Genomic DNA, 26178 nt, shown 5'->3' with positions numbered 1-26178 from the left:
AGAACGATGGTGGAAGACCTCAATACCCTCTACTACTTCACCCAGGTCGTCGAACACCGTGGTTTCGCCGCCGCCGGACGCGCCCTGGACATGCCCAAGTCCAAGCTCAGCCGACGCATTGCCCAGCTCGAGGAACGCCTCGGCGTGCGCCTGATTCACCGCACCAGCCGCCACTGTTCGCTCACCGAGATCGGCCATGAGTACTACCAGCGTTGCCTGGCCATGCGCGTGGAAGCGGAAAGCGCCGCGGAAGTCATCGAGCGCAACCGTTCCGAGCCCCAGGGCCTGGTGCGCATCAGTTGCCCGACCGCGCTGCTCAACTCCTGGGTCGGGCCGATGCTGACCCGCTACATGCTCAAGTACCCGCTGGTGGAGCTGTTCATCGAGAGCACCAACCGCCGGGTCGACCTGATCCACGAAGGTTTCGACATCGCCCTGCGGGTGCGCTTCCCGCCATTGGAAAGCAGCGACCTGGTGATGAAGGTGCTGGGCAACAGCACCCAGTGCCTGGTCGGCCACCCGGACTTTCTCGCGCGCCTGTCGAGCCCCGCCTCGCCCGCCGACCTCAGCGGCCTGCCGAGCCTGCATTGGGGCGCGGCGCAACGCGAATACCAGTGGGAGCTGTTCGGCCCCGACGAGGCGCTCGCGCAGATTCGCCACAAGCCGCGGATGGTCACCGACGACCTGATTGCCCTGCGCCAGGCGGCACTGGCGGGAATCGGCATCGTCCACCTGCCCAGCGTGGTGGTGCGCGACGATGTGGCCGCCGGGCGCCTGGTGCAGCTGGTACCGGACTGGGCGCCCAAGTGCGGGATCGTCCATGCGATCTTCCCGTCGCGCCGTGGCCTGCTGCCGTCGGTGCGCACGCTGATCGACTTTCTTGGCGAGGAGTTCAGCCGCAGCGATATGACCTGAGGATGCGCTCAAGGTGAAGCCTGGCCGAATCTTCCGACCTGTGGCGTTTTTGACACTGGCCGAAATAATATTTCGAACATAATATTTTGCTCGTCATCTTGTTCCGCCCAATGAGGAAACGCCCATGCAAAGCCCATCCCGCGAGGCCACCCTGGCCCAGTGGATCGCCCAGGAACAGGCCATGCGCGCGCGCCTGGCCAGTCCGGGCAGCCTGTCCCTGGCCGAGGTCAGCGCCCTCTCCCCCGCCGAGTTCTTCGACGGTATCGGCAACGGCGAATTGCCCTCGCCGCCCATCGGCACGTTGCTGGACTTCATCCCCATCGAATGGTCCGCCGGACACTTCGTATTCCAGGGCACCCCGGATGCCCGCCATTACAACCCGTTGGGCAGCGTGCACGGCGGTTATGCCGCGACCTTGCTGGACTCCTGCATGGGCTGCGCGATCCACACCCGCCTGAACAAGGGCCAGGGCTACACCACCCTGGACCTGCGCATCAGCTATGTGCGGGCCCTGACCGGCAGCAGCGGGCCGATCCGCGCCGAAGGCAAGATCGTCCACCTGGGCCGCTCCACCGCCCTGGCCGAAGGTCGGATCTACGACGTCGATGGCCGCCTGTACGCCACCGGCTCCACCACCTGCATGATTCTTGAAGCGCGTGGCTGAACCCGCCTCTGCGTCTATAGAAGCGAGCTCGTTCGCGAAAAAACTATGGCTTGCGCTCACCGGTGGCCGGGAGGACGTCTCGCGAGCAAGCTCGCCCATACCAGGGATCGTGCCTGCCCGCGCATTCGTGATTCGCGGTAAAGATTGCTTTGCCTGTCCGGCGGTTTTTCTCAAGGATGCGGACCGGGATACTCGTGGCCTTTCCACTGCCATCTGGAGTCATCCATGTCTGTACCTGCTTTCGGCCTCGGCACCTTTCGCCTGCAAGGCCAGGTGGTCATCGACTCGGTCAGCACCGCGCTCGAGCTGGGCTACCGGGTGATCGACACCGCACAGATCTACGAGAACGAAGCCGAGGTCGGCCAGGCCATCGCCGACAGCGGCATCCCCCGCGACGAGCTGTTCGTCACCAGCAAGATCTGGGTTGCCAATTTCGCCCGCGACAAGCTGATCCCCAGTCTCAAGGACAGCCTGCGCAAGCTGCGGACCGACTACCTGGACCTGACCCTGATCCACTGGCCGTCACCGGACAACCAGGTGCCGGTCGAAGAGTTCATGGCGACGCTGCTGGAGGCCAGGCAACTGGGGTTGACCCGGCAGATCGGTGTTTCCAACTTCACCATCGACCTGATGCGGCAGGCCATCGCCGCGGTCGGTGCCGAACACATCGCCACTAACCAGATCGAATTGCATCCTTACCTGCAGAACCGCAAGGTCGTGGAGTTCGCACAAAGCCAGGGGATTCACATCACCTCGTACATGACGCTGGCCTACGGTGAGGTACTCGAGGACCCGGTCATCCAGCAGATCGCCCAGCAGCATCGGGCGACACCGGCCCAAGTGACCCTGGCCTGGGCCATGCAATCGGGTCATGCGGTGATTCCCTCCTCGACCCGGCGCGCGAACCTGGAAAGCAACCTCAAGGCCTGTGCCCTGACCCTGAGCGAGGCAGAGATGCAACGCATCGCCGGCCTGGAGCGCGGTCATCGTCTGACCAGCCCCGCCGGCATTGCGCCGGCGTGGGACTGAGGTCTTAACGCACCACGGCATTCAACCGAATGCCGTCGGACGCGATCTCTTCCTCATTGGAACTGCCGGGAAACTTTCCGGCCGCCAGGGTCTTGCTCCGGCGGCCGGTGTCGATGGCCGCCATCAAACGGCTGAGGGTCTCGTGGTCCGGCAGCGACAGGCTGCTGATATACATCTTGCGCTGCGGACCGAATGGAATCGAAGGCACGCCGAGAAGCTCGGAGTCATAGACCAGCACATGACGGACCTGCGGGTTATCCATGCAGAACGCCACGATATCGAGCCGGGCCTGCAACCCCAGCGAAGCGCTGATGATCAGCAGGTCCATTGGCTCACTGCCATATTCCACGACGTTCAATACCTCGATGAGTCGATACATCGGTGCAATCCGGTAATAGCCCAATTGGTTCAGCACCCGCTCGATCTTCATTCGATGAAAATGCTGTTCATCGGCGATCAGGATTCGTAACGTTTTATTCGGCATTTTTTCGCGACCATGAAAAAAGTCTGAGATGACAGGCTCCAAGCCTATGAATAAAGGCTAGGGGAGCAGCCGATAGTTTTCTCTAAGGGTTTTCTGAAAAGCCCTACTCCACATTACTAAAATGCGGCTTTCCCCTACTTTTCGAGCCCGAAATGCTCGTTTCCCTGGGATATGCGCCCGCATCGGCGGCACACATCGGGCATCGATGGGCGGCCTTGGCCCCTGTTTTTTTGCCCGCTCCGGATGGAGCCAAAAGACCCGTCCGGCCCCGGCAGCGGCCATCAGCAAACCGCTGGCCAGGTGGCGGTTTCCACCTCCAGCAGCATGACGCAAGCCCTGTTCCCATCAACGGCGGGGATACTCAGTATTCACAAGGTTCGGTCTTTGCCCGAGGAGGCGGGAGGATTGATATGGGCAATGAAGCGCTGGAGGATCTGCTGCGTGGCGCCCTGCACCCAGAGAATCTCCTGTAGCGCAGAGGCGCCGAGGACCACCGGCAATGCCTGTTCGGTACGACCGCCATAGATCATGGCATGGCGGATCTGCGGGTTGCCCTGGCAGAACGCGCCGGCGTCCACCCCGGCGGCGAACGCCAGCTCGCCGCTGAGCAGCAACAGGTCGAAGTTCTCGAAGGGGTCGCAGGAATAGTGAGTCAGGGTCACCAGTTCGCGGAAAGACTCCACCGCCGCGATGCGGAAATACCCCAGGCCATTCAACAAACGCTGGATGCGCCCACACTGCTCCCGGGACGCATCGGCAATCAGTATTCTCAAGCGTTTGTTGGGCATCGGCGTGGCAACTATCGGTTGAACACAGAGGCCCGACAGACTATCCGATGGCCCCTGGCCAACTCTTTAAGACAATTCCCAAAAATTGCCGCGCACGAGAAGTTTCTCCCAGGAAAGCCCCCGCACGGGCGCTTTATTCGGTGGTGCTGGGGCTCCAGAACGCCTGCTCCACCAGGGCCGAGGTGGACAGCCGCGCCACCAGGGCGTCGAGTTCGTCGCCGTCCACCGAAGTGGTGGCCAGGGTGGCTTCGATCTCCACGTCGTCGTTGCCGAAGGCATGGACATCGATATCGCTGGCCGGGTAGTTGCTGCGTTCCAGTTCCGCTTCGAGCAGGGCGAACACGGCCTTCTGCTTGGAGCGATGGGCGATGACATAGACGATGTTGGTGACCTCGGCGGAGATCACGTCCAGCGGCTGGCGGTTGATGTTGTTGACGATCGGTCGCAGCAGGGTGTTGGCCGCCAGCACGAACAGCGTGCCGAGAAAGGCCTCGAGAATCAGGTCGGCGCCGGCGCAGGCGCCCACCGCCGCCGAGGCCCAGAGGGTGGCCGCGGTGTTCAGGCCACGCACGTTGCCCTCCTCGCGCATGATCACCCCAGCGCCGAGAAAACCGATGCCGGACACCACATAGGCCACCACCCGCACCGCGCCCTCGGCACCGCCGAGGCGGTTGGCCATGTCGACGAAAATCGCCGCGCCCACCGCCACCAGCACGTTGGTGCGCAGGCCGGCGGTGCGTTGCCGGTACTGGCGCTCGAAGCCGATCAGGCCACCGAGGATAAAGGCCGCGCTGAGGCTGACCAGGGTGTCCACCAGGGAGGTCAGGTTGATGTTCTGGAGTGCTTGCATGAAGGGAGTCCTTGAGTACGCGGCGGTCGGCTGCCGTTAAAGGATAGGTGCACTTGGCCGGTGCGAGCGGGCGGCGATCCGACGGGGCCGCGATAAGGTCGGCCAGGGTGCCGGGTATCTTGCACCGACTGGCATTACGAGCAGATGGCGATTGCCGGTTAACCCTGTAGCCGCTGCCGCAGGCTGCGATCGGCCCGCAGGGCCGCGGCGATCCCGCCAACGCCGGAGGCCCTGCGACCAGCGTGGCCCGGACCATCGCAGCCTTCGGCAGCGGCTACAGGATGTTGTGCAGCGTCGGCCGCGAGCCGCAGCTCATTGCCAGCCAAACCGGCGGATATAAAAGCCCTTCACCGCCTGGGTCAGCGCCATGTACGCCAGCAGGATCACCGGCAGGAACACAAAGTACAGCGACGGCAGCGCCTGCAGCTTGAAGTAGTGCGCCAGCGGGCCCATGGGCAGGAAGATGCCGATGGCCATGATCAACCCGGTCATCACCATCAGCGGCATGGCCGCGCGGCTTTGCAGGAAGGGGATCTTCGGCGTGCGGATCATGTGCACGATCAGGGTCTGGGTCAGCAGCCCGACCACGAACCAGCCGGACTGGAACAGCGTCTGGTGGTCCGGGGTATTGGCATCGAACACGTACCACATCAGGGCAAAGGTACTGATGTCGAAGATCGAACTGATCGGCCCGAAAAACAGCATGAAGCGCCCAACGTCCGCCGGCTGCCAGCGCTGCGGACGGGCCAGCATTTCCTCGTCGACGTTGTCGAACGGAATGGCGATCTGGGAAATGTCGTACAGCAGGTTCTGCACCAGCAGGTGCATCGGCAGCATCGGCAGGAACGGAATGAAGGCACTGGCCACCAGCACCGAGAACACGTTGCCGAAGTTCGAGCTGGCGGTCATCTTGATGTACTTGAGCATGTTGGCGAAGGTCCGCCGGCCTTCCAGCACGCCCTCCTCCAGCACCATCAGGCTTTTCTCCAGGAGGATGATGTCCGCCGCCTCCTTGGCGATGTCCACGGCGCTGTCCACCGAAATGCCGATGTCCGCGGTACGCAGCGCCGGCGCGTCGTTGATGCCGTCGCCCATGAAGCCGACCACATGGCCGTTGTCCTTGAGCAGGCGGACGATGCGCTCCTTGTGCGAGGGCGTGAGCCGGGCGAAGACATTGGTGGTTTCCACGGCCTTGGCCAGCTGGGTGTCGCTCATGCGCTCGATGTCGTTGCCCAGCAGCAGGCCCTGTTGTTCCAGGCCGACTTCGCGGCAGATCTTCGCCGTCACCAGCTCGTTGTCGCCGGTCAGCACCTTCACCGCCACGCCATGGGCGGCCAGGGCCTCAAGGGCCGGCGCGGTGCTTTCCTTGGGCGGGTCGAGGAAGGCCACGTAACCGATCAGGGTCAGCCCCTGCTCGTCCGCCAGGCTGTAGCTGTCGCGGCCCCGCGGCATCGGCCGGGCGGCCACGGCCACCACCCGCAGGCCTTCGCCATTGAATTGGGCGGTGACCTGGCGGATCCGCGCCAGCAGCTCGTCGCTGAGCATTTCCTCGGCGGCGCCATGGCGCACCCGGGTGCACACCGCCAGCACCTCCTCCACCGCGCCCTTGCAGATCAACAGGTGCGCCCGCTCCTTCTCGGCCACCACCACCGACATGCGCCGCCGGTTGAAGTCGAAGGGAATCTCGTCGACTTTCTGGAACGCCGTGCCGACCCTCAGCTCGCGGTGCACTTCGACGTGTTCCAGCACGGCCACGTCCAGCAGGTTCTTCAGGCCGGTCTGGTAATAGCTGTTCAGGTAGGCCATTTCCAGCACGTCGTCGGACTCCTCGCCCCAGACATCCACATGCCGGGCGAGGAAGATCTTGTCCTGGGTCAGGGTGCCGGTCTTGTCGGTGCACAGCACGTCCATGGCGCCGAAGTTCTGGATCGCGTCCAGGCGCTTGACGATGACTTTCTTGCGCGACAGGAACACCGCGCCCTTGGCCAGGGTCGAGGTGACGATCATCGGCAGCATTTCCGGGGTCAGGCCCACGGCGACCGACAGCGCGAACAGCAGCGCCTCCATCCAGTCGCCCTTGGTGAAGCCGTTGATGAACAGCACCAGCGGCGCCATGACGAACATGAAGCGGATCAGCAGCCAGCTGACCTTGTTCACCCCGTTCTGGAACGAAGTCGGTGCCCGGTCGGTGGCTCCGACCCGCTGCGCCAGGGCGCCGAAATAGGTGGCGTTGCCAGTGGCCAGGACCAGCGCGGTGGCCGCGCCGGACACCACGTTGGTGCCCATGAACAGGATGTTGTCCAGCTCCAGCGGGTTGAGGGTGGCGGCGTCCTGCTGGCGCGGGAATTTCTCCACCGGCATCGATTCGCCGGTCATCGCCGCCTGGCTGACGAACAGGTCCTTGGCGCTGAGCACCCGGCAATCGGCGGGGATCATGTCGCCGGCCGAGAGCTGGATCAGGTCGCCCGGCACCAGTTGCCGGATCGGCAGTTCCAGGCGTTGCTGGCCCTGGCTGGCCACCGCCGCGCCATGCAGCCGGGCGAACACCGACGGCGCGGCGTCGACCACGTTGCGCCGCAGCACCGTGGCGGTGTTGCTGACCATTGCCTTGAGGGCATCGGCGGCCTTGTTCGACTTGGCCTCCTGCCAGAAGCGCAGCAGCGTGGAGAGCACCACCATGGAAAAAATCACCGTGGCCGCCTTCATGTCTTCGGTCAGCCAGGAGATCACCGCCAGCAGGGTCAGCAGCAGGTTGAAGGGGTTCTTGTAGCAATGCCACAGGTGCGTCCACCACGGCAGCGGCTGCTCGTGCTCGACCTCGTTGAGGCCATGCTGCTCGCGCAGGGCCTGGGCCTCGGCCTCGCTCAGGCCATCGGTGTGGCTGCCGAGGCGTTGCAGCAGGTCCGTGGCATTGTCGTTGGCCGCGGCCACCAGGGTGTGCGCGAGGCTCGGCGGCAGGTCGCGGCTGACGCTGGCGTCGCTGAAGCTCTCCAGCAAGGCCAGGCGGCGAAAGTGCCGGGCGAAGTGCCGGGTCCGCAGGAAGCCGGCAAAAAACTCTTTGAGCAGGGTGAGGTTCATGGTGTGTCCCCTAACGGTCGGCGCCGGGAGACTCACAGCCAGGTCTGGTTCGCCGGCCGCGCAAACAGGCGCAGCCGTAGCGCGGCGATGCGGCGCCAGGCCGGGCATCACCCACTGTTGCAGTGTCGATGAGAGAGACATCGGGAACGGGCCCTGAAGGCCACGGTCGGGAAGCCGCCGCTCGCTGTCATGGCGAGACAACGGCACAAAAAGCGGGCGCGTTATCTTGCCGGGAAGGTGCCGGTTATCGAAACCGGCCGACTACTGTCACTCGAACAAGTACCCACTGTGGGTCTCCGCTTGATGGAAAACGCGCGAAGCTTACGCCGCGGTTTTTGCAGAGTAAATCGACGGCAAGGCGCTGGCGGGGGAATCGAAAAGTTCTTCAGCGAAGGTTCAGGAAGGGGCTACGGACAGGCCCCAAGGCAGGAAATGCGGGGACCTCATGCCCCCTGTCGTGGGCAAGCTCGCGCCTACAACGATAACGCGATCCTGTAGGAGCGAGCTTGCTCGCGAGGCGTCGGAGTAGTCGACGGAGCGTGCAAGCCGGGCCATTTTTTCGCGAGCAAGCTCGCTCCTACAAAGTTACCCGGGCAATCAGCTCGCGGTGGCCAGCAGCAGGTCGCGCACCGAACGGCTGTGGCGGCCTTTGTCGTGCTCGTACAGCGAGGCGGCGATTTCCTCGGCGCGGATCGGCAGCACCGACAGCAAGGTATCGCTCAGGCCGTGGCTGGCCTGGCTGAAGCCCTGGGTGTAGATGCCGGCCTTGCAGCGCTCGTCGGTGATGAGCCGATAGTTGCGGTCCACTTCGAAGTCGCCCAGGTAGGCTTCCAGCGGCGCCAGCAACGCACGGTGAGTCTGGCGCTCGTAGCCGGTGGCCAGGATCACCGCGTCGTAGTGGCGGGTGCTCAGCTCGCCAGTGGAGGTGTTGCGCAGCACCAGTTCGACGCCCTGGGCGGTGGCGGTAGCTTTTTCCACGGTGGTCAGGGTGCGGAAGGCATGGCGCGCGATGCCGGAGACTTTCTGCCGGTAGAGAATCCCGTAGATGCGTTCGATCAGGTCGACATCCACCACCGAGTAGTTGGTGTTCTGGTACTCGTGGACCAGGCGCTCGCGCTCGCCGCTCGGCTGCTGGAACACCAGGTCGGTGAAGGCCGGCGAGAACACTTCGTTGACGAACGGGCTGTCGTCCGCCGGCTTCAGCGCCGAACCGCGGACCAGCATGTCCACCTGCACCGAAGGGAAGCTGTCGTTGAGGTCGATAAAGGCCTCGGCGGCGCTCTGCCCGCCACCGATGATCGCCACGTTCATCGGCTGGCCGCTGGCGCACGGCTGGCTGGCCATGCGTTCCAGGTAATGCGCGTGGTGGAACACCCGGCCGTCGTCCTTGAGCGCCTTGAAGGTGTCCGGGATCAGTGGCGTGCCGCCAGGGCTGACCACCACCGAACGGCTGGTGCGGACGAACTCCTGGCCCTGGCTGTCGCGGGAAATCACCCGCAGCGCCTCGACCTGCTGGTTGTGCAGCACCGGCTCGATGGCCAGTACTTCTTCACCGTAGCGGCTCTGTTCCTGGAAGTGCCCGGCGACCCAGCGCAGGTAATCGTTGAACTCCATGCGGCACGGATAGAAGGTGCCCAGGTTGATGAAGTCCACCAGGCGGCCGTGGTGCTTGAGGTAGTTGACGAAAGAGTACGGGCTGGTCGGGTTGCGCAGGGTCACCAGGTCCTTGAGAAAGGAAATCTGCAGGTCGCTCTGGGCCACCAGCGTGTTGCCGTGCCAGCGGTAGTCGGCCTGCTTGTCGAGAAACAGCGCGTCCAGCGGACCCTGAATCTGGCCACGTTCTTCCAGCGCGATAGCCAGCGCCAGGTTCGAGGGGCCGAAACCGATACCGATCAGGTCGTGAACGATGGTCGATGCAATTGCCTGTGTCATTTCCAGTGTCCTCTGGATAAATCCCTCAACGCGGGGAGAAATCGACGGTGACCTGATCGGCCCATGGCGAGGCAGCAGGTCGTCTGTTGAGTAGGAACGAGGACAGTGAAAAAAAATTTAACAAAGAAGGATCAATGGGCGTCCCACTGCCGGACCCGCACCCGGCAATGTTTCATCGCATTGACGATGTGCTTCTCCACCAGGCTGCGGGAAATCCCCAGGCGCTCGGCGATCTCGGGGTGGGACAGGCCTTCGAGCTTGCGCAGCAGGAAACTTTCCCGGCACAGCGCCGGCAGCTCCGCCAGCGCCCGTTGCAGCATGTCCAGGCGCTGGCCATGGTCGATGCTGGTGTGTGGCGAGGGGCTGAAGAAGCGCTCTTCATTGTCCAGCACATCCAGGGATTCGACCTGGCGCAAGGCATTGCGCCGATGGCCGTCGATCACCAGGTTCAGCGCCGTGCGGTAGAGGAAGGCCCGCGGTTGCTCGATCGGCGTGTCGCTGGAACGCTCCAGCACCCGCACATAAGCGTCATGCACCACATCTTCGGCCACCTGCAGGTTGCCCAGCTTGGCGTTGAGGAAACACACCAGCTCGCGATAGTAGTTTTCCAACATGACTCCCGACCGCGATACGCGGCTTTTGTCCTTGAGCACAACTGGCACTCCGCCCCTGGGCAGGCGATTCGATGATGGCAGTTTAGAAGTGGTGTAATTTATAGTAATTCTCATATAGATTTAAAGTGCTGTGTCGATTCGCCGGTTTTATTTTCGTCGCCTAACCTGTAACCCCGCACCTGTAACGCCATGTGTCATGACTTAAATTCCCTCCGGCGCTTCTCGTCTACCTGACAGCTCCCCGTATCTGTCGCTCTGGCGACAGCCTCCAGCCCTGCCCACCCCCTGGGCCAGGCCGGACGACGGGCCGACTTCCATTGGCCGGAACCCTGCATGAAACGTCCCCGTCATACCCGACGCGCCCTGCTTGTCACCCTGTGTCTGATTCCCATCGTCGCCCTCGCCGCCTGGCAGATCCTGCCGCCGGGACGCGACCAGTTCGCCACCGTGCAAGTCAGCCGCGGCACCATCGAAAGCAGCGTGACCGCCCTGGGCACCCTGCAACCGCGGCGTTATGTCGACGTCGGTGCCCAGGCGTCCGGGCAGATCCGCAAGATCCACGTCGAGGCCGGCGACCCGGTCAAGGAAGGCCAGCTGCTGGTGGAGATCGACCCCGCCACCCAGCAGGCCAAGCTCGACGCCAGCCGTTTCTCCATCGAGAACCTGCAGGCCCAGCTGCAAGAGCAGCGGGCGCAGAACGAGCTGGCCCGGCAGAAGTACCAGCGCCAGCAGAACCTCGCCGCCGGCGGTGCGACCCGCGACGAAGACGTGCAGACCGCCCGCGCCGAACTCAAGGCCACCCAGGCGCGGATCGACATGATCCAGGCGCAGATCCGCCAGGCCCAGGCCAGCCTGCGCAGCGACCAGGCCGAGCTGGGCTATACGCGGATCTACGCGCCGATGTCCGGCACCGTGGTCGCGGTGGACGCCCGCGAAGGCCAGACCCTCAACGCCCAGCAACAGACGCCGTTGATCCTGCGCATCGCCCGGCTGTCGCCGATGACCGTCTGGGCCGAGGTCTCCGAAGCCGATATCGGCCACGTCAAGCCGGGCATGACCGCCTACTTCACCACCTTGAGCGGCGGCGCCCGGCGCTGGACCAGCACCGTGCGGCAGATCCTGCCGATCCCGCCCAAGCCGCTGAACGAAAGCAGCCAGGGCAGCGGCAGCCCCAACAGTTCGAGCAAGAGCGGCAGTGGCCGCGTGGTGCTCTACACCGTGCTGCTGGATGTGGATAACGCCGACAACGCGCTGATGGCCGAGATGACCACCCAGGTGTTTTTTGTCGCCGAGCGCGCGCAGGACGTTCTCACCGCGCCGATCGCCGCCCTGCAGGGCAGCACCGAGAGCGGCGTCCAGCTGGCCCGGGTGGTGGCGAAAAACGGCTCGATCGAGGAGCGCAAGGTACGGGTCGGCATCAGCGACCGCTTGCGCATCCAGGTCCTGGACGGCCTCGCCGAAGGCGATCACTTGCTGATCGGTCCCGCGCAAAGCAGCGGAGGCTGAATGCAAACCCCGCTGATCGACCTCAAGGGCATCCGCAAATCCTATGGCGGCGGCGACACGCCGCAAGTGGACGTGCTGCGTGGCATCGACTTGTCGATCCACGCCGGCGAGTTCGTCGCCATCGTCGGCGCCTCCGGCTCCGGCAAATCGACGCTGATGAACATTCTCGGCTGCCTCGACCGCCCGACCTCGGGCGAGTACCTGTTCGCCGGGGAAAACGTCGCCCGGCTGGACAGCGACGAACTGGCCTGGCTGCGTCGCCAGGCCTTCGGCTTCGTGTTTCAGGGCTACCATCTGATTCCGTCCGGCTCGGCCCAGGAAAACGTCGAGATGCCGGCGATCTATGCCGGCACCCCGGCGGCCGAGCGCCACGCCCGCGCCGCCGCCCTGCTCGACCGCCTGGGCCTGGCCAGCCGCACCGGCAACCGCCCGCACCAGTTGTCCGGCGGCCAGCAGCAGCGAGTGTCGATCGCCCGCGCGCTGATGAACGGCGGCCATATCATCCTCGCCGACGAACCCACCGGTGCCCTCGACAGCCACAGCGGCGCCGAGGTCATGAGCCTGCTCGACGAACTGGCCAGCCAGGGCCATGTGGTGATCCTCATCACCCACGACCGCGAAGTCGCGGCGCGGGCCAAGCGCATCATCGAAATCCGCGACGGCGAGATCGTCAGCGACACCGCCGACGAGCACCCCGAGGTCCAGGCCAGCGCCAACAGCGGCGCCCTGCAGGCAGTGGACCTGCGCCAGCGCCTGGCCGACGGCAGCGAACACAACGGCGCCTGGAAAGGCGAGCTGGTGGACGCCGTACAGGCGGCCTGGCGGGTGATGTGGATCAACCGCTTCCGCACCGCCCTGACCCTCTTGGGGATCGTCATCGGCGTGGCCTCGGTGGTGGTGATGCTGGCGGTGGGCGAAGGCAGCAAGCGCCAGGTCATGGCGCAGATGGGCGCCTTCGGCTCGAACATCATCTACTTGAGCGGCTACTCGCCCAACCCGCGCACGCCCGAGGGCATCGTCACCCTGGACGACGTCGCGGCCCTGGCCAACCTGCCCCAGGTAAAACGCATCATGCCGGTCAATGGCGCGAAGGCCGGGGTCCGCTTCGGCAACGCCGACTACATGAGCTATGTGGGTGGCAACGACACCAACTTCCCGGAGATCTTCAACTGGCCCGTGGCCCAGGGCAGCTACTTCAGCGACGCCGACGAACGCTCGGCGGCGGCGGTGGCGGTGATCGGCCACAAGGTCCGGGAAAAACTCCTCAAGGACGTGGCCAACCCCATCGGCCAATACATCCTGATCGAGAACGTGCCGTTCCAGGTGGTCGGCGTGCTCTCGGAAAAGGGCGCCAGTTCCGGCGACAGCGACAGCGACGACCGCATCGCCGTGCCCTACTCCGCCGCCAGCATCCGCCTGTTCGGCGACCACAACCCGCAGTACGTGGCGATTGCCGCCGCCGATGCCAGCCGGGTCAAGCAGACCGAACGCGAAATCGACGAACTGATGCTGCGCATGCACGGCGGCAAACGCGACTTCGAACTGACCAACAACGCCGCCATGATCCAGGCCGAGGCACGGACCCAGAACACCCTGTCGCTGATGCTCGGCGCCATCGCCGCGATCTCGCTGCTGGTGGGCGGCATCGGGGTGATGAACATCATGCTCATGACCGTGCGCGAGCGCACCCGGGAGATCGGCATCCGCATGGCCACCGGCGCCCGCCAGCGCGACATCCTGCGCCAGTTCCTCACCGAGGCGGTGATGCTCTCGGTGGTCGGCGGCCTGGCCGGGATCGGCGTGGCGCTGATCATCGGCGGCATCCTGATCCTCAGCGAGGTGGCCGTGGCCTTCTCCCTGGCCGCGATACTGGGGGCCTTCGGCTGCGCCCTGATCACCGGCGTCACCTTCGGCTTCATGCCAGCCCGTAAAGCTGCCCGGCTCGATCCGGTCAAGGCCCTTACCAGTGAATGATCGACCTATGAAAGTGCACCTGACCCTCCTGGCCGCCAGCCTGGCGCTGGCCGCCTGCAGCAGCCCGGCGCCGCGCCCGGACAGCGGCCTGCAAGCCCCCGCCGCCTGGCACTCCGCCGCCAGCCTCCCGCCACGCCAGCAAGATCAACGCTGGTGGCTGCAATTCGGCAGCCCGGAACTCGACCGCCTGATCGCCGAAGCCCGCGCCGGCAGCCACGACCTGGCGGCGGCCATGGCCCGGGTCCAGCAGGCCCAGGCCAGCGCCGTCATTGCCGGCGCGCCCTTGCTGCCCGCCGTCAACGGCACCTTCAACGCCAACCGGCAGAAGCTCCTGCGGGGCAGCGGCTACAGCCAGCTGGACACCAACAGCAACAACAAGGCCGTGGACTATTTCAATGCCGGTCTGAGCGCCACCTATGAAATCGATTTCTGGGGCGGCAAGCGCGCCGCCCGGGACAGCGCCCTGCTGGGCCTGCAGGCCAGCGAGTTCGACCGGGCCACCGTGGAACTGACCCTGCTCAGCGGCGTGGCCAACAGTTACGCCCAGGTACTGTCGCTGCGGGAACAGAGCCGGATTGCCGAGCTCAACCTGGCCAATGCGCAGAGCGTGCTCAGGCTGGTGCAGACCCGCTACGACGCGGGCTCGGCCACCGCCCTCGAGCTGGCCCAGCAGAAAAGCCTAGTGGCGGCCCAGCAGCGCCAGGTGCCGCAGGTCCGGCAACAGGCCGAAGAAGCCCTGATCGCCCTCGCCGCCCTCCTCGGCCGGCCGGTGCAGAGCCTGACCCTGAGCGACCAGCCTTTCGCCCAACTGAACTGGCCGGACATCGATGCCGGAGTGCCCAGCGACCTGCTGGCCCGCCGCCCCGATATCGCCAGCGCCGAAGCCCGGCTGGCGGCGGCCCGGGCCGATGTCAGGGTGGCACGGGCGGCGATGCTGCCCAACGTGACCCTGACCGCCAACCTCGGCTCCGGCGCCAACACGTTCGATGACGTGCTACGCAGCCCCTTCTACAACCTGACCGCTGCACTGGTGGCACCGATCTTCAACAACGGCCGCCTGGGCGCCGAGCGCGACAGGGCCACGGCACGCCAGCAGGAACTGCTGGAAAGCTATCGCGGGGCAATCATCAATGGCTTCGCCGATGTGGAAAAGGCCCTCAACAGCATTCGCGGCCTGGACCAGCAGCGGCAATGGCAAGGCGAAGAACTGAATCAGGCGCAGCGGGCCTTCGAAATCGCCCAGAGCCGTTACCAGGCTGGCGCCGAAGACCTGCTCACCGTGCTGGAAACCCAGCGCACCCTGTACGCCGCCCAGGACCAGAACGTGCAACTGCGGCTGTCCCGGGTGCAGTCGAGCATTGCCCTGTACAAAGCCCTGGGCGGTGGCTGGAAGACGCTCGAAACCAACAGCCTCTGAACCCAGAGCCTGTAAATAAAGAGCCTCTCAATAACAGAGTCTCCCAATAAAGCGCTCCAGAAAACACAACGGCGCGGGCCCTGCGACAGGACCCGCGCCGCGGCCTTACCGGCTCACAACTTCAGGTGCTGGGCGTACCAGGGCCGCCGCGGTGCCCGCTTGAGCAGCTGTGGCACCTCCTCGTCACGGCTCAGGGCGATACGCAGGGCCAGCTTCATGACCTCCTGGTCCATCTCCAGCGACATCTCGCCAGGCGCGTTGCCCAGCGGGCCGCAGCCATGGGTCGAGGCCCCCAGCCAGGGGTCGTCGATCTCGACCCAGCGCCCGGGCGCGAACCACGGCACACCGTTGACCTCGCGACGCAGCACTTCGCCGGGATGGAAGCGCTCATGGGCGCGGAACCAATCGTCGATGCGGTCGTCGATCCAGCCATGGAACTTCCAGAACATCGGATGCACATGGGACGAGAACGGGTCGCCGAGAAAGTCGTTCTGCGCCAGGTACCAGCGTCCGGCGAAGTCCGAGGAAACCCGGGCCTCCATGACCGGCATGCCGTTGGCAGGGTCCCGGGCGACATCGGCCCAGCGCATGTGCAACCAGTCATGCAGGCCCAGCTCGACCTCCGAACCGAACTGCCCCAGGGTCAGGCGGCTGAGGTATTCGGGGTCCTGGTACTGCGACTCCCAGACCTGGAAATTGCCATAAAAGGCCGCATCGCTCTTCAAGCCATGCAGCCAGCGGGTGAACTCTTCATCGTCGTCGGCGATCCAGGCTGGCGGCACCGAGCAGCCGTCGTGGTTTTCGTAGTAGCGGATAAAGCCCTGGCGATCCTGCTCCAGGCGCGGCGACGGCAAGGGCAGCTGCTGCCAGGACACCAGGTCCGGCTGTAGCGAACGGGCCTGCAACAGCATGTGCCGGTGCATGAAGAGGAAGTCGATTCCCGAGGCATTGCGATGCTTGCGTCGTCCACGGGCATCGCGCTCGTGCTTGAGCGGTCCCGGCTGCCAGCCAAGCCCCCGCAGGCTGTTTTGCTTGTCCTTGGGCAAGGAATGCCAGCGATCCCGCGAGGCATGCCAGAGCTGGTGGAACAGGCGATGCTGCGGCGACACCAGCCAGGCCAGCAACTCGGGGCTCAGGCCGTTCTGCTCCCGGGCCGCGGGAAAGGCCCGCTTGCGCGCCACGAAGCGCACCGCGGAGACCGGCGCCAAGGGCGACACCTGCAACGACTGCAGGCTGCCACTGAGGGTGCCGCTGCCGGCATTGCCCCAGCTCGCCCAGACCTCGTCGAGCACCACCTGGCACTCATGGCTGGGCGCGCCGCCGATCTGGCCTGCGGCGAACAGCCGCCAGCACAATTTCGCGGCGTCCACCGCCGCCAGCTCGCCCTGCACCCGAAACTCCACCGGACCGTCACCGCGCAGGCTTTGCGGATGCCCCAGAAAGCCGCGCAGGCCGCGCCCGGTCGGACCGACATCGAGCACCAGCTCACAGCCGCGACGCGGTAGCGGTGCCTGGGCGTCCAGAAACTCGATATCCCAGATGCCCCGCAGGTGATCGGCGAGACGCACGCCCGGATCGAGGGCGACTTCCAGCTTGGCTTCCCCCGGGGTGATTTCCAGCTCTTCCTGACGGCGCACGTCCTGGCGCTGCAACTCCTTGCGGGTGTAGAGCGCCACAGGAATAGCCGCCCCCGTCACCGCCAGACCGGTCAAAAATCCTCGTCTCGAAAACCTCATCGCTCTACCTATATCCAGTGGCGCGTCACGCATCTAGCTAGAACGTTGGATTTGCTCGGAAATTTACCGGCGAGCCACTCCCGGGCCGCTAAATTTGCCGCCGGCCAGCTCGTTTATCGCGGATAGATGTACACAAAAGGTCGGACCTGGAAGCCCTGCGCTTGCAGCCCCGACCCCGTCATCAGCCCGCCTGCGACTGGGATAGCAATGATCAAATTACCTGGTAAGAAAACCCTCTACCTGAGCCTGCTGGTACTTATTGTCGCCGTACTCGGTGTCGGTACCGGGGCCGCCTGGCACTACTACTGGAAAGGCCGGGTGTCTTACCCCAGCGACATCGTCAAGCGCGCCAACGACCTGCAGGAGCGCATCATCTCCTTCGACAGCCATGTCACCGTGCCCCTGGACTTCGGCACCGAAGGCACCGAGGCGGACAAGGACACCCATCGTCAGTTCGACCTGGTCAAGGCCGGTCGCGGCAGGATGTCCGGCGTGGCCCTGAGCATTCTCGCCTGGCCGGAAATGTGGAACGGCCCCAACGCCCCGCACCGCCCCACCGCCGGCTTCGTCGAAGAAGCCCGGCACCAGCGCGAGACCCGCTACCGGATCATCCAGGGCCTGGTGCGCGACTTCCCCAACCAGGTAGCCATCGCCTATACCCCCGCCGACCTGCGCCGCATCGCCTCCGAAGGCAAGCTGGCGGTGGTGGTCAGCCTGCTCAATGCCTATGCCATGGGCGACGACCTCGACCAGTTGGACAAGTGGGCCGCCCGCGGCATGCGCCTGTTCGGCTTCAGCTATGTGGGCAACAACGACTGGGCCGACTCCTCGCGCCCGCTGCCGTTCTTCAACGACACCCGGGACGCCCTCGGCGGCCTCTCGCCGATCGGCAAGCAGGCCGTGCACCGGCTCAATGACCTGGGGGTGGTGATCGACGTCTCGCAGATGTCCAGCAAGGCCCTGGACGATGTCGCGGCCCTGACCCGCGCGCCGCTGGTGGCCTCGCACTCCGCGCCCCGGGCCCTGGTGGACATCCCGCGCAACCTCAGCGACAAGGAACTGCAGGTCATCAAGGCCACCGGCGGGGTGGTCCAGGTCGTGGGCTTCTCCACCTACCTGCGCCCCCTCAGCCAGCCGACCCTGGACAAGCTCAACGCCCTGCGCAAGCGCTTCGACCTGGCCCCGCTGCCAGGCCTGGAAAACGCCCTGATGCCGGGCGACTCGGTCATCACCATCTGGCCGGAACAGCGCTTCGGCGAGTACGCCAGCGCCCTGTACGGCATCCTTGAAGAAGAGCCCAAGGCCAGCCTCAAGGACTATGTCGACGCCATCGACTACACGGTGAAAAAGATCGGCATCGATCACGTCGGCATCAGCTCGGACTTCAACGAGGGCGGCGGCGTCAACGGCTGGATGAGCGTGGCGGACAACCGCAACGTCACCGCCGAGCTGATCCAGCGCGGCTACACCGACATCGAGATCGCCAAGCTCTGGGGCGAGAACTACCTGCGCGTCTGGGAGCAGGTGCGCAAACTCGCCAAACCGGCGCAACCCACCGCGCAACCTGTCGCACATGCCGTCGATCGTGCCGTCGAGCATGCCTTAACCGAACACGCCGTCGTCGCCGACTGAACCATGACCGACCGAACCCTGAACGAGAACCCTCCCGTGACCAATCGCCGGACCTTCCTCAAGCACGCGGGCCTGCTGGCCGCCGCCCTGCCCCTGGGCAGCTTTGCCATCGGCCAGGCCCGGGCCGCCGCCACACCTGCCACCAGCCCCCAGCAATGGGCCCAATTGCGCCAGCTGTTCGACCTCGACCCGGACTATGTGCACCTGGCCAACTTCCTTATCACCTCGCACCCCAGGCCCGTGCGCGAGGCCATCGAACAGTACCGCGCGGTGCTGGATCGCAACCCGGCCATGGCCATGGACTACGACACCCAGTACACCTGGAAGCACGAGGCCCAGGTGCGCGAGAGCGTCGGCCGCTACCTGCAGATCAAGCCCGCCCAGGTGGCCCTGACCGGCAGCACCACCGAAGGCCTGGCCATGATGTATGGCGGCATCCACGTGCGCCCCGGGCAGGAAATACTGACCACGGTGCATGAACACTACTCGACCCGCAACGCACTCAAGTACCGCTCCCAGCGCGACGGCACCCAGGTGCGCACCATCGAGCTGTTCAAGTCGCCCCACCAGGTCTCCATCGACGAAGTGCTGGGCAATATCGACCGCAGCATCCGCCCCAACACTCGCGTCCTGGGGATGACCTGGGTGCAATCGGGCAGCAGCGTGAAGCTGCCGATCGGCGAGATCGGCAAGCTGGTGGACCAGCACAACCGCAATCGCGACGAGGGCGAGCGGATTCTCTACTGCGTCGACGGCGTCCACGGCCTGGGGGTGGAGGACGTCACCTTTGCCGACCTCAATTGCGACTTCTTCGTCGCCGGCACCCACAAATGGATGTTCGGCCCGCGGGGCACCGGGATCTTCTGCTCGCGTTCGGCAAAGCTCGAGCACCTGACGCCGATGGTGGCGACCTTCTCCGAGAACCAGGACTTCGCCACCACCATGACCCCTGGCGGCTACCACAGCTTCGAGCACCGCTGGGCCGTGGACCAGGCCTTCGAACTGCACATGCAACTGGGCAAGGCCAACGTCCAGGCGCGCATCCACCAACTCAACAGCTACCTCAAGCAACGCCTGCAGGAACTGCCGGGCATCGAGCTGGTGACGCCCCTGAGCCCGCAGCTGTCCGCCGGCTTCACCTTCTTCCGTGGCCCGAACCTGGACACCGACGCCACCGCCGCCTGGCTGATCGAGAACCGCATCCTGGTGGACGCGGTGGACCGCGACGTGGGACCCGTGGTGCGCATGGCGCCTGGCCTGCTCAACAGCGAGGCGGATATCGACCGCGCCATGGACCTGCTGGGCAAGCGACTGCGCGGCGGCAAGACCGCCTGAGCCTCGTCCACCTCCTTTCTCTACATCGCACAAGGTTATTGATGATGAAACCTATCGCCTGCTCCTCACTCGCCGCGCTGCTCGGCTGCCTGGTCAGCCTCACTGCCCAGGCCGCCGAACCCGCCAAGCCCGGCAGCGTGTTCAAGGACTGCAAGAACTGCCCGGAAATGGTGGTGCTGCCCGCCGGCAGCTTCGTCATGGGCTCCCCTGAAGGCGAGGTCGGCAGGGAACCCGACGAAGGCCCGCTGCACAAGGTGACCTTCAGCAAGCCCTTCGCCATCAGCCGTTTCCACGTGACCGCCGGCGAGCTGGATGCCTACATCCGCGAGACCGGCACGGTGATCAAGGACGGCGACGACCGGCCCGGCCGCCTGTGCCAGGCCAGCAAGCCGCGTTATCAACAAGGCCCGCGCCAGCCCGCGGTCTGCGTCGACTATGCAGAGGTCCAGGCCTATGCCCAGTGGTTGTCGAAGAAGACCGGCCAGCACTACCGGATGATCAGCGAGGCCGAGCGCGAGTACGCCGCACGCGCCGGCAGCACCGGCTCCTTCCCCTTCCCGTTCGATGAAGAAGGCCAGTACCAGATCAGCAAGCACGCCAACACCTACGGCCCCAAGGACGGCTACAGCTACAGCTCCCCGGTGGGCAGCTATCCGCCCAACGCCTTCGGCATGTATGACATGCACGGCAATGTCTATGAGTGGGTCGCCGACTGCTGGCACCCCGACTATGTCGGCGCGCCCACCGATGGCAGCGCCTGGATGGAAGACTCGGGCGGCGTGTGTCTCGACGCGCAGATTCGCGGCAACGACTGGGGCGAGGCCCCGGTGTTCTCCCGTTCGGGCAACCGCAACAGCCGCAAGCGCGAGGTTCGCGGCGACTTCCTGGGCTTTCGCGTAGCCCGTGAGCTGGAACAGCCTGGCACCGGCCACCAGTAAGAGGCCAATCGACGGCGGTCAAGCGCGATGCCGCGCTTGACCGTCGCGAGCCTCAGGCGCCGGCGCGGGATTCGCCAACCGGCTGCTCGCGCAGCGTCTCGGCCAGCAGCGCCAGGCCTTCATGCAAGGCCGGGAACAAGCTGTTGTTGAAGTTGTTCCAGCGCAGTTCGAGGATGGTGTCCTCGGGCGCGATCTCGGTGTTGAGCACGTCGTGGAACACCTCGCCGGAATCGATGCCGTTGTCCACGTAGTGGAACGAAGCGCCGGTCATGTACAGCGGCTCGACCGGCTCGGTTTCCCGCGTGGTCCAGTCCACCACCTTCTGCCCCCGGGCACCGTACAGCGCATTCCAGGTGGCATAGGCACCGCGGCGCTCGTAAGGCGACTCGAGGCGGGTGATGCCCGGATGGATGTTCATGATCCGCCGCGCGAAAGGCGCGCCCGGGCGCACCAGCTCGTCGAGAATCACCAGCAGGCCGTCGAGCACCACGATGTCGGCCGCAAGGTCCACCAGGGTGTCGTGCAGGCGACGCTCGAAATCCTGCTTGCCGGCGATGTGCTCGGCCGAACCGCGCGGATGGCGGCGATAGGTGGACGGCACGCTGAGCAACAGGTCATTGACCAGGCGCCCCTGCACGCGCAGGTCCGCCGGGTACAACCATTGCCGGCCGGGCTGATAGGCGAAGCCGTAGTCGCTCACCAGTTGCCGGTCCCGTGGCGACTGTTCGTCGTCGTCATACACCACCCCGACCAGGTTATAAGCGTCGCCCAGGGGCGTCTGGTTGAGCGTCTCCACCAGGAACTCCAGCACCGACTTCATGTAGCGCTCGTGATCCTTATAGGCCACCGGCTGCCCGGCCTTGTCGGCCGCCGCGTTCCTCAGGGACCAGACATACACCAGATTCTTTTTCGTCATTTGCTCGCTCTCGCTGAATGGGCCAGGCACGACGTCGTTACGCGTGCACCTGCAGAACAAGAACGAATCAGGCGCCGGGCAATTTATCCACGCCCGCGGCCGCGCTAAATACTCCCGCCAACGGTTCGTCTGTCATGGGTACGGGTCTTTCTGCCTCGACCCTTCATTCACTGCCGGGAACCCCTTATGACCGACCCCAAGCGCGGAGCCTTTCACGGACTGCTCGCCCTGCTCAGACCCTTTCGTACCACTGTGGTGATTTCCGTGGCCCTGGGCATGGTAGGCGGCCTGGCCATCACCCTGCTGCTGGCCACCATCAACAACGCCCTGCACTCGGCGACCGGCATGACCCAGGGCGTGGTGCTGACCTTCGCCGCCCTGTGCCTACTGGCCCTGACCAGCTCGATCGTCTCGGATATCGGCACCAACTACGTGGGCCAGCGGATCATCGCCGCCCTGCGCAAGGACCTGGGGGAAAAAGTGCTCTCGGCGCCCATCACCCAGATCGAGCGCTACCGCTCCCACCGCCTGATCCCGGTGCTGACCCACGACGTCGACACCATCAGCGACTTCTCCTTCGCCTTCACCCCGCTGGCCATCGCCGCCACCGTCACCCTCGGCTGCCTGGGCTACCTGGCGTACCTGTCGGTGCCGATGTTCCTGATGATGGTGGTCGCCATCATCATCGGCATCAGCGTGCAGTACGTGGCCGGCGGCAAGGGGATCCGCGGCTTCGACCTGGCCCGCGACCAGGAAGACGAACTGCAGCGCTACTACAACGCCATTGCCTCGGGCGCCAAGGAACTGCGCATGCACCGCCCGCGCCGCTACCGGATGAACACCCACCGGATCCGGGAAACCGCGGACCGCATCGCCTCGATCCAGGTGCGTTCGGTGAACATCTACATCCTGGCCAAGACCTTCGGCTCGATGCTGTTCTTCGTGGTCATCGGCCTGGCCCTGGCCATGCAGGCCTACAACCCGAACCCGGACCCGACCGTGATCACCGGCTTCGTGCTGGTGCTGCTGTACATGAAAGGCCCGCTGGAAAACCTGGTGTCCTACCTGCCGGTGGTGGGCAAGGCGAAGATCGCCTTCGGCCGCATCAGCGAATTGTCCGAGCGCTTCTCTTCCCCCGAACCCCATCTGCTGCTGGACGCTACCGAAGCGCCGAAACCCGTGGTGCACAGCCTCGAACTGCGTGGCGTGAGCTACAGCCCGCCCGCGGTGGAAGGCAGCGAGCCGTTCCACCTGGGGCCGATCAACCTGGACATCAAGCAGGGCGACATCGTGTTCATCGTCGGCGAGAACGGCTGTGGCAAGACCACCCTGATCAAGCTGCTGCTGGGGCTCTACCAACCCCAGGCCGGGGAAATACGCCTGAACGGCGAGGCCGTGACCGACCCGACCCGGGACGACTACCGCCAGCTGTTCACCACCGTGTTCGCCGACTACTACCTGTTCGACGACCTGGTCCAGGGCAGCGGCCAGCAGTCACTGGACAGCGCCAGCCAATACCTGGACCGCCTGGAAATCGCGCACAAGGTCAGTGTCAAGGATGGCGCCTTCACCACCACCGACCTCTCCACCGGCCAGCGCAAGCGCCTGGCCCTGGTCAATGCCTGGCTCGAAGGGCGCCCGGTGCTGGTGTTCGACGAATGGGCGGCGGACCAGGACCCGGCCTTCCGGCGGATTTTCTACACCGAGCTGCTGCCGGACCTCAAGCGCCTGGGCAAGACCATCATCGTCATCAGCCACGACGATCGTTACTTCGATATCGCCGACCAGCTGGTGCGCATGAAGGCCGGCAAAGTCATGACTGATCTGCAACCGGCGTGATTGTTTCCGGTTTATGGCCACTGGTGCGTCATACAGACAGAACTGAGAATTACTAGCATTAACAATCATTACATCTGCCGGACTTCCTAAGAGCACATGAGCATGCCCGCACAACATCGACTGACTCCTCTGGCCAAAGCCCTCCTTTGCCAGGCGTTCTCGCCGAGAATGGCTTCCCGCACCCTGGGCCTGGCCCTGACCCTGCCCTTGATGGCGCAGGTCCAGGCCCAGGAAGTCCATTTCAACATCGCTTCGCAATCCATGGCGTCGGCCCTGCAGGAGTTCGGGCGCCAGGCCAACCTGCAAGTGCTGTACAGCCCTGACGATGTGCAAGGCAAGCGCAGCAACGCGCTCACCGGCAGCTATTCGGCGGAGCGGGCCATCGCGGTGCTGCTCAATGGCACGGGGGTTGCCTATTCCCTCAAGGGCAACTCGGTGACCATTCTCAACCGTGCTTCCGCAGGCTCGCTGGAACTGGGGGCCAGCACCATCACCGCCCAGGGCCTGGGCATGACCACCGAGGACACCGGTTCCTACACCACCGGGGCCATGCAGACCGCCAGCAAGCTGGCCCTGACGGCCCGGGAAACGCCGCAATCGGTCACGGTCATCACCCGCCAGCGCATGGATGACCAGAACATGAAAACCCTGGAGGACGTGCTCAAGAGCACCCCGGGCATTTCCATGACCAAGGACGGTCCGCAGCGGCCGACCTTCTACTCCCGCGGCTTTGCCATCGAAAACCTGATGACCGATGGCCTGCCCAATGACTTGAGCCACTACCTCAGCCGGGATATGAACTCCACCCCCGACATGGCGATCTTCGACCGGGTGGAAGTGGTGCGTGGCGCCACCGGCATGATGCAAGGGGCCGGCAGCCCTTCGGCGGCGGTCAACATGGTGCGCAAGCGCCCGACCGCCACCCCGCGGGTCACCCTCACCGGCAGCGCCGGCAGCTGGGACAACTACCGCACCGAATTCGACGCCTCCAATGCCTTGAACGACAGTGGCACCCTGCGTGGCCGGATAGTCACCGCCTACCAGACCAAGGACAGCTTCCAGGATTTCACCAGCTCCGAGCGCTCGGTGTTCTATGGCATCACCGAGGCCGACCTGAACGAAGACACCACCTTCACCTTCGGTATCTCCAACCAGAACGCCAATAACAATACTGCCTGGGGCGGCCTGCCCGTGGCCAAGGACGGCAGCGACCTGCACCTCAAGCGCTCCACTTACCTGGGCAGCGACTGGGAATACTGGGACCAGGACAACACCACGGCGTTCACCCGCCTGGAGTACCGCTTCGCCAACAACTGGAAAATGCTCCTGGCCGCCAGCAGGAGCTGGTCCGACCTGAGCATGCTCGGCTCCATCCCGGAGCGCATGGGCCCCGACTACAATGAGTTCGGCCAGAACATCGGCCGGTACGACTACAAGGACAAGCAAAGCAGCTACGACGGTTATGTCACCGGGCCGTTCTCGCTGTTCGGCCGTACCCATGAACTGGTGGTGGGCGCCAGCAAGCGCGAACTGACGTTCAACGGCAAGGGCTTGCCCATCGACCTGGAGACCCATACCGACCTGAACAATCCCAGCGGCATTCCCAAACCGGACATGAGCGCCAACCCCTGGACGCAGCACCGCACCAGCGAGCTGGAAGGCACCTATGTCACCACGCGCCTGAACCTCACCGATGACCTCAAGCTGATCCTCGGCGGCCGCCTGGACTGGTACAAATACGACGTCACCACCGCCTGGAACGGCAGGCCGTATGCCTCCAGCCTGCCCAACAAGGTAACGCGGCACCTGACCCGCTACGCCGGGGCGATCTATGACCTGGACGAACATCACTCGGTCTATGTCAGCTACACCGACATCTTCAAGCCGCAGACCGAACTCGACACCTCCAACAACGCCCTCAAGCCCATCGAAGGCAAGAACTACGAACTGGGTATCAAGGGCGAGTACTTCGACGGCAGCCTGAATGCCAGCGCGGCGATCTTCCGCATCGACCAGGAAAACCGCGCCAAGGAAGTGAGCCCCAACCAGTGCACCCCGGCAGGCACCACCTGCTATGAAGCCGCGGGCGAAGTCCGCAGCCAAGGTATCGAGCTGGAAATCAACGGATCCCTGGCCCCGGGCTGGGAACTGGGGGCCGGCTACACCTACGCCTCCGTCAAATACACCAAGGACTCCAACCCGGACAACAAGGGTCGCCTGTTCGATACCGATATCCCGCGCCATGTGTTCAAGGCCTTCACCACCTACCAGCTGCCCGGCGACCTCAATCGCTGGACCATCGGTGGCGGCGTGTATCGCCAGAACACCATCTACAACCAGGGCAGCAACTTCTATGCCCCGACGACCAACTTCCGCATCGAACAAGAGGCCTACACTCTGGTCGACCTGATGACCAGCTACAAGGCCAGCGAAAATGTCGATATCCGCCTGAACATCAATAACGTTTTCGACAAGAAGTACTATCAGAGCATCGGCCTCAACACGGTCTATGGCACCAACCAGTATGGCGA

General features: G+C 64.7%; 19 protein-coding genes. 11 read left to right on the top strand and 8 right to left on the bottom strand.

What is annotated here, in order from left to right; all coding sequences use genetic code 11:
• The first annotated feature begins 6 nt into the window (after window positions 1-6).
• The 3 genes from J4E58_RS24300 (at window position 7) to dkgB (ending at window position 2608) form a co-directional block, all read left to right on the top strand.
• Complete coding sequence (locus J4E58_RS24300) at window positions 7-915, top strand: LysR family transcriptional regulator (RefSeq protein WP_087091746.1); 909 nt, start codon at window positions 7-9, stop codon at window positions 913-915.
• Window positions 916-1039: 124 nt separating this feature from the next.
• Complete coding sequence (locus J4E58_RS24295) at window positions 1040-1579, top strand: PaaI family thioesterase (RefSeq protein WP_087091747.1); 540 nt, start codon at window positions 1040-1042, stop codon at window positions 1577-1579.
• Window positions 1580-1804: 225 nt separating this feature from the next.
• The gene (dkgB, locus tag J4E58_RS24290; protein WP_062825191.1) at window positions 1805-2608 is read left to right on the top strand and encodes a 2,5-didehydrogluconate reductase DkgB; all 804 of its coding nucleotides are present in this window, start codon (window positions 1805-1807) and stop codon (window positions 2606-2608) included.
• A 4-nt stretch (window positions 2609-2612) separates the two neighbouring features.
• Here dkgB and J4E58_RS24285 read toward each other — a convergent pair whose 3' ends face one another.
• The 6 genes from J4E58_RS24285 to J4E58_RS24260 form a co-directional block, all read right to left on the bottom strand.
• A complete protein-coding gene (locus tag J4E58_RS24285) occupies window positions 2613-3092 on the bottom strand; it encodes a hypothetical protein (protein ID WP_009044794.1) in 480 nt (159 codons plus the stop codon).
• 368 nt (window positions 3093-3460) lie between these two features.
• A complete protein-coding gene (locus J4E58_RS24280; RefSeq protein WP_087091748.1) occupies window positions 3461-3880 on the bottom strand; it encodes a hypothetical protein in 420 nt (139 codons plus the stop codon).
• Between the two features lie 133 nt (window positions 3881-4013).
• Window positions 4014-4730, bottom strand: a complete 717-nt coding sequence (locus tag J4E58_RS24275) for an MgtC/SapB family protein (protein ID WP_007927856.1) — start codon at window positions 4728-4730, stop codon at window positions 4014-4016.
• Window positions 4731-5042: 312 nt separating this feature from the next.
• Complete coding sequence (gene mgtA, locus J4E58_RS24270) at window positions 5043-7808, bottom strand: magnesium-translocating P-type ATPase (protein WP_087091749.1); 2766 nt, start codon at window positions 7806-7808, stop codon at window positions 5043-5045.
• 597 nt (window positions 7809-8405) lie between these two features.
• On the bottom strand, window positions 8406-9740 hold the full coding sequence (locus tag J4E58_RS24265; RefSeq protein WP_087091751.1) for a lysine N(6)-hydroxylase/L-ornithine N(5)-oxygenase family protein: 1335 nt from the start codon (window positions 9738-9740) through the stop codon (window positions 8406-8408).
• A 131-nt stretch (window positions 9741-9871) separates the two neighbouring features.
• The gene (locus J4E58_RS24260) at window positions 9872-10354 is read right to left on the bottom strand and encodes a sigma-70 family RNA polymerase sigma factor (protein ID WP_037004888.1); all 483 of its coding nucleotides are present in this window, start codon (window positions 10352-10354) and stop codon (window positions 9872-9874) included.
• Between the two features lie 333 nt (window positions 10355-10687).
• On the opposite strand from J4E58_RS24260, the gene J4E58_RS24255 reads away from it, so the two are divergent.
• From J4E58_RS24255 to J4E58_RS24245, 3 genes are read left to right on the top strand one after another with little or no spacing between them, the layout of a single operon-like run.
• Window positions 10688-11860 carry an efflux RND transporter periplasmic adaptor subunit gene (locus J4E58_RS24255; protein WP_087091752.1) on the top strand — a complete coding sequence of 391 codons (1173 nt, stop codon included), beginning with the start codon at window positions 10688-10690 and terminating at the stop codon, window positions 11858-11860.
• Window positions 11861-13834, top strand: coding sequence for a MacB family efflux pump subunit (locus J4E58_RS24250; RefSeq protein WP_087091753.1), 1974 nt, complete (start codon window positions 11861-11863; stop codon window positions 13832-13834).
• Window positions 13835-13841: 7 nt separating this feature from the next.
• Window positions 13842-15251: an efflux transporter outer membrane subunit gene (locus tag J4E58_RS24245; protein WP_087091754.1), complete on the top strand. Its 1410-nt coding sequence runs from the start codon at window positions 13842-13844 to the stop codon at window positions 15249-15251.
• A 113-nt stretch (window positions 15252-15364) separates the two neighbouring features.
• Here J4E58_RS24245 and J4E58_RS24240 read toward each other — a convergent pair whose 3' ends face one another.
• A complete protein-coding gene (locus J4E58_RS24240) occupies window positions 15365-16987 on the bottom strand; it encodes a twin-arginine translocation signal domain-containing protein (RefSeq protein ID WP_087091755.1) in 1623 nt (540 codons plus the stop codon).
• 207 nt (window positions 16988-17194) lie between these two features.
• Between J4E58_RS24240 and pvdM the strand changes: the two genes are divergently transcribed.
• The 3 genes from pvdM to J4E58_RS24225 are packed head-to-tail and all read left to right on the top strand — an operon-like array spanning window position 17195 to window position 20892.
• Window positions 17195-18619, top strand: coding sequence for a pyoverdine-tailoring dipeptidase-like protein PvdM (gene pvdM, locus J4E58_RS24235; RefSeq protein WP_087091756.1), 1425 nt, complete (start codon window positions 17195-17197; stop codon window positions 18617-18619).
• Between the two features lie 36 nt (window positions 18620-18655).
• On the top strand, window positions 18656-19954 hold the full coding sequence (locus J4E58_RS24230) for an aminotransferase class V-fold PLP-dependent enzyme (protein ID WP_087091855.1): 1299 nt from the start codon (window positions 18656-18658) through the stop codon (window positions 19952-19954).
• Window positions 19955-19998: 44 nt separating this feature from the next.
• Complete coding sequence (locus J4E58_RS24225) at window positions 19999-20892, top strand: formylglycine-generating enzyme family protein (RefSeq protein WP_085533890.1); 894 nt, start codon at window positions 19999-20001, stop codon at window positions 20890-20892.
• 52 nt (window positions 20893-20944) lie between these two features.
• On the opposite strand, the gene J4E58_RS24220 is transcribed toward J4E58_RS24225, so the two are convergent.
• Window positions 20945-21808, bottom strand: coding sequence for a N(5)-hydroxyornithine transformylase PvdF (locus tag J4E58_RS24220; protein WP_087091757.1), 864 nt, complete (start codon window positions 21806-21808; stop codon window positions 20945-20947).
• 186 nt (window positions 21809-21994) lie between these two features.
• On the opposite strand from J4E58_RS24220, the gene J4E58_RS24215 reads away from it, so the two are divergent.
• Both J4E58_RS24215 and J4E58_RS24210 read left to right on the top strand, forming a co-directional pair.
• Window positions 21995-23647: a cyclic peptide export ABC transporter gene (locus tag J4E58_RS24215; protein WP_087091758.1), complete on the top strand. Its 1653-nt coding sequence runs from the start codon at window positions 21995-21997 to the stop codon at window positions 23645-23647.
• A 96-nt stretch (window positions 23648-23743) separates the two neighbouring features.
• A partial coding sequence (locus tag J4E58_RS24210) for a TonB-dependent receptor (RefSeq protein WP_207255335.1) occupies window positions 23744-26178 on the top strand: 2435 nt, incomplete at its 3' end.

Source organism: Pseudomonas sp. FW305-25 (assembly GCF_017351415.1).
Lineage (GTDB): Bacteria > Pseudomonadota > Gammaproteobacteria > Pseudomonadales > Pseudomonadaceae > Aquipseudomonas > Aquipseudomonas chlororaphis.
Note: the sequence above shows the minus strand (reverse complement) of the source record. Positions and strands in the feature narration are given on the sequence as shown.

Coding starts and splice junctions, on each gene's coding strand:
- J4E58_RS24300 (WP_087091746.1), top strand. CDS start 7: ATGGTGGAAGACCTCAATACCCTCTACTACTTCACCCAGGTCGTCGAA.
- J4E58_RS24295 (WP_087091747.1), top strand. CDS start 1,040: ATGCAAAGCCCATCCCGCGAGGCCACCCTGGCCCAGTGGATCGCCCAG.
- dkgB (WP_062825191.1), top strand. CDS start 1,805: ATGTCTGTACCTGCTTTCGGCCTCGGCACCTTTCGCCTGCAAGGCCAG.
- J4E58_RS24285 (WP_009044794.1), bottom strand. CDS start 3,092: ATGCCGAATAAAACGTTACGAATCCTGATCGCCGATGAACAGCATTTT.
- J4E58_RS24280 (WP_087091748.1), bottom strand. CDS start 3,880: ATGCCCAACAAACGCTTGAGAATACTGATTGCCGATGCGTCCCGGGAG.
- J4E58_RS24275 (WP_007927856.1), bottom strand. CDS start 4,730: ATGCAAGCACTCCAGAACATCAACCTGACCTCCCTGGTGGACACCCTG.
- mgtA (WP_087091749.1), bottom strand. CDS start 7,808: ATGAACCTCACCCTGCTCAAAGAGTTTTTTGCCGGCTTCCTGCGGACC.
- J4E58_RS24265 (WP_087091751.1), bottom strand. CDS start 9,740: ATGACACAGGCAATTGCATCGACCATCGTTCACGACCTGATCGGTATC.
- J4E58_RS24260 (WP_037004888.1), bottom strand. CDS start 10,354: ATGTTGGAAAACTACTATCGCGAGCTGGTGTGTTTCCTCAACGCCAAG.
- J4E58_RS24255 (WP_087091752.1), top strand. CDS start 10,688: ATGAAACGTCCCCGTCATACCCGACGCGCCCTGCTTGTCACCCTGTGT.
- J4E58_RS24250 (WP_087091753.1), top strand. CDS start 11,861: ATGCAAACCCCGCTGATCGACCTCAAGGGCATCCGCAAATCCTATGGC.
- J4E58_RS24245 (WP_087091754.1), top strand. CDS start 13,842: ATGAAAGTGCACCTGACCCTCCTGGCCGCCAGCCTGGCGCTGGCCGCC.
- J4E58_RS24240 (WP_087091755.1), bottom strand. CDS start 16,987: ATGAGGTTTTCGAGACGAGGATTTTTGACCGGTCTGGCGGTGACGGGG.
- pvdM (WP_087091756.1), top strand. CDS start 17,195: ATGATCAAATTACCTGGTAAGAAAACCCTCTACCTGAGCCTGCTGGTA.
- J4E58_RS24225 (WP_085533890.1), top strand. CDS start 19,999: ATGAAACCTATCGCCTGCTCCTCACTCGCCGCGCTGCTCGGCTGCCTG.
- J4E58_RS24220 (WP_087091757.1), bottom strand. CDS start 21,808: ATGACGAAAAAGAATCTGGTGTATGTCTGGTCCCTGAGGAACGCGGCG.
- J4E58_RS24215 (WP_087091758.1), top strand. CDS start 21,995: ATGACCGACCCCAAGCGCGGAGCCTTTCACGGACTGCTCGCCCTGCTC.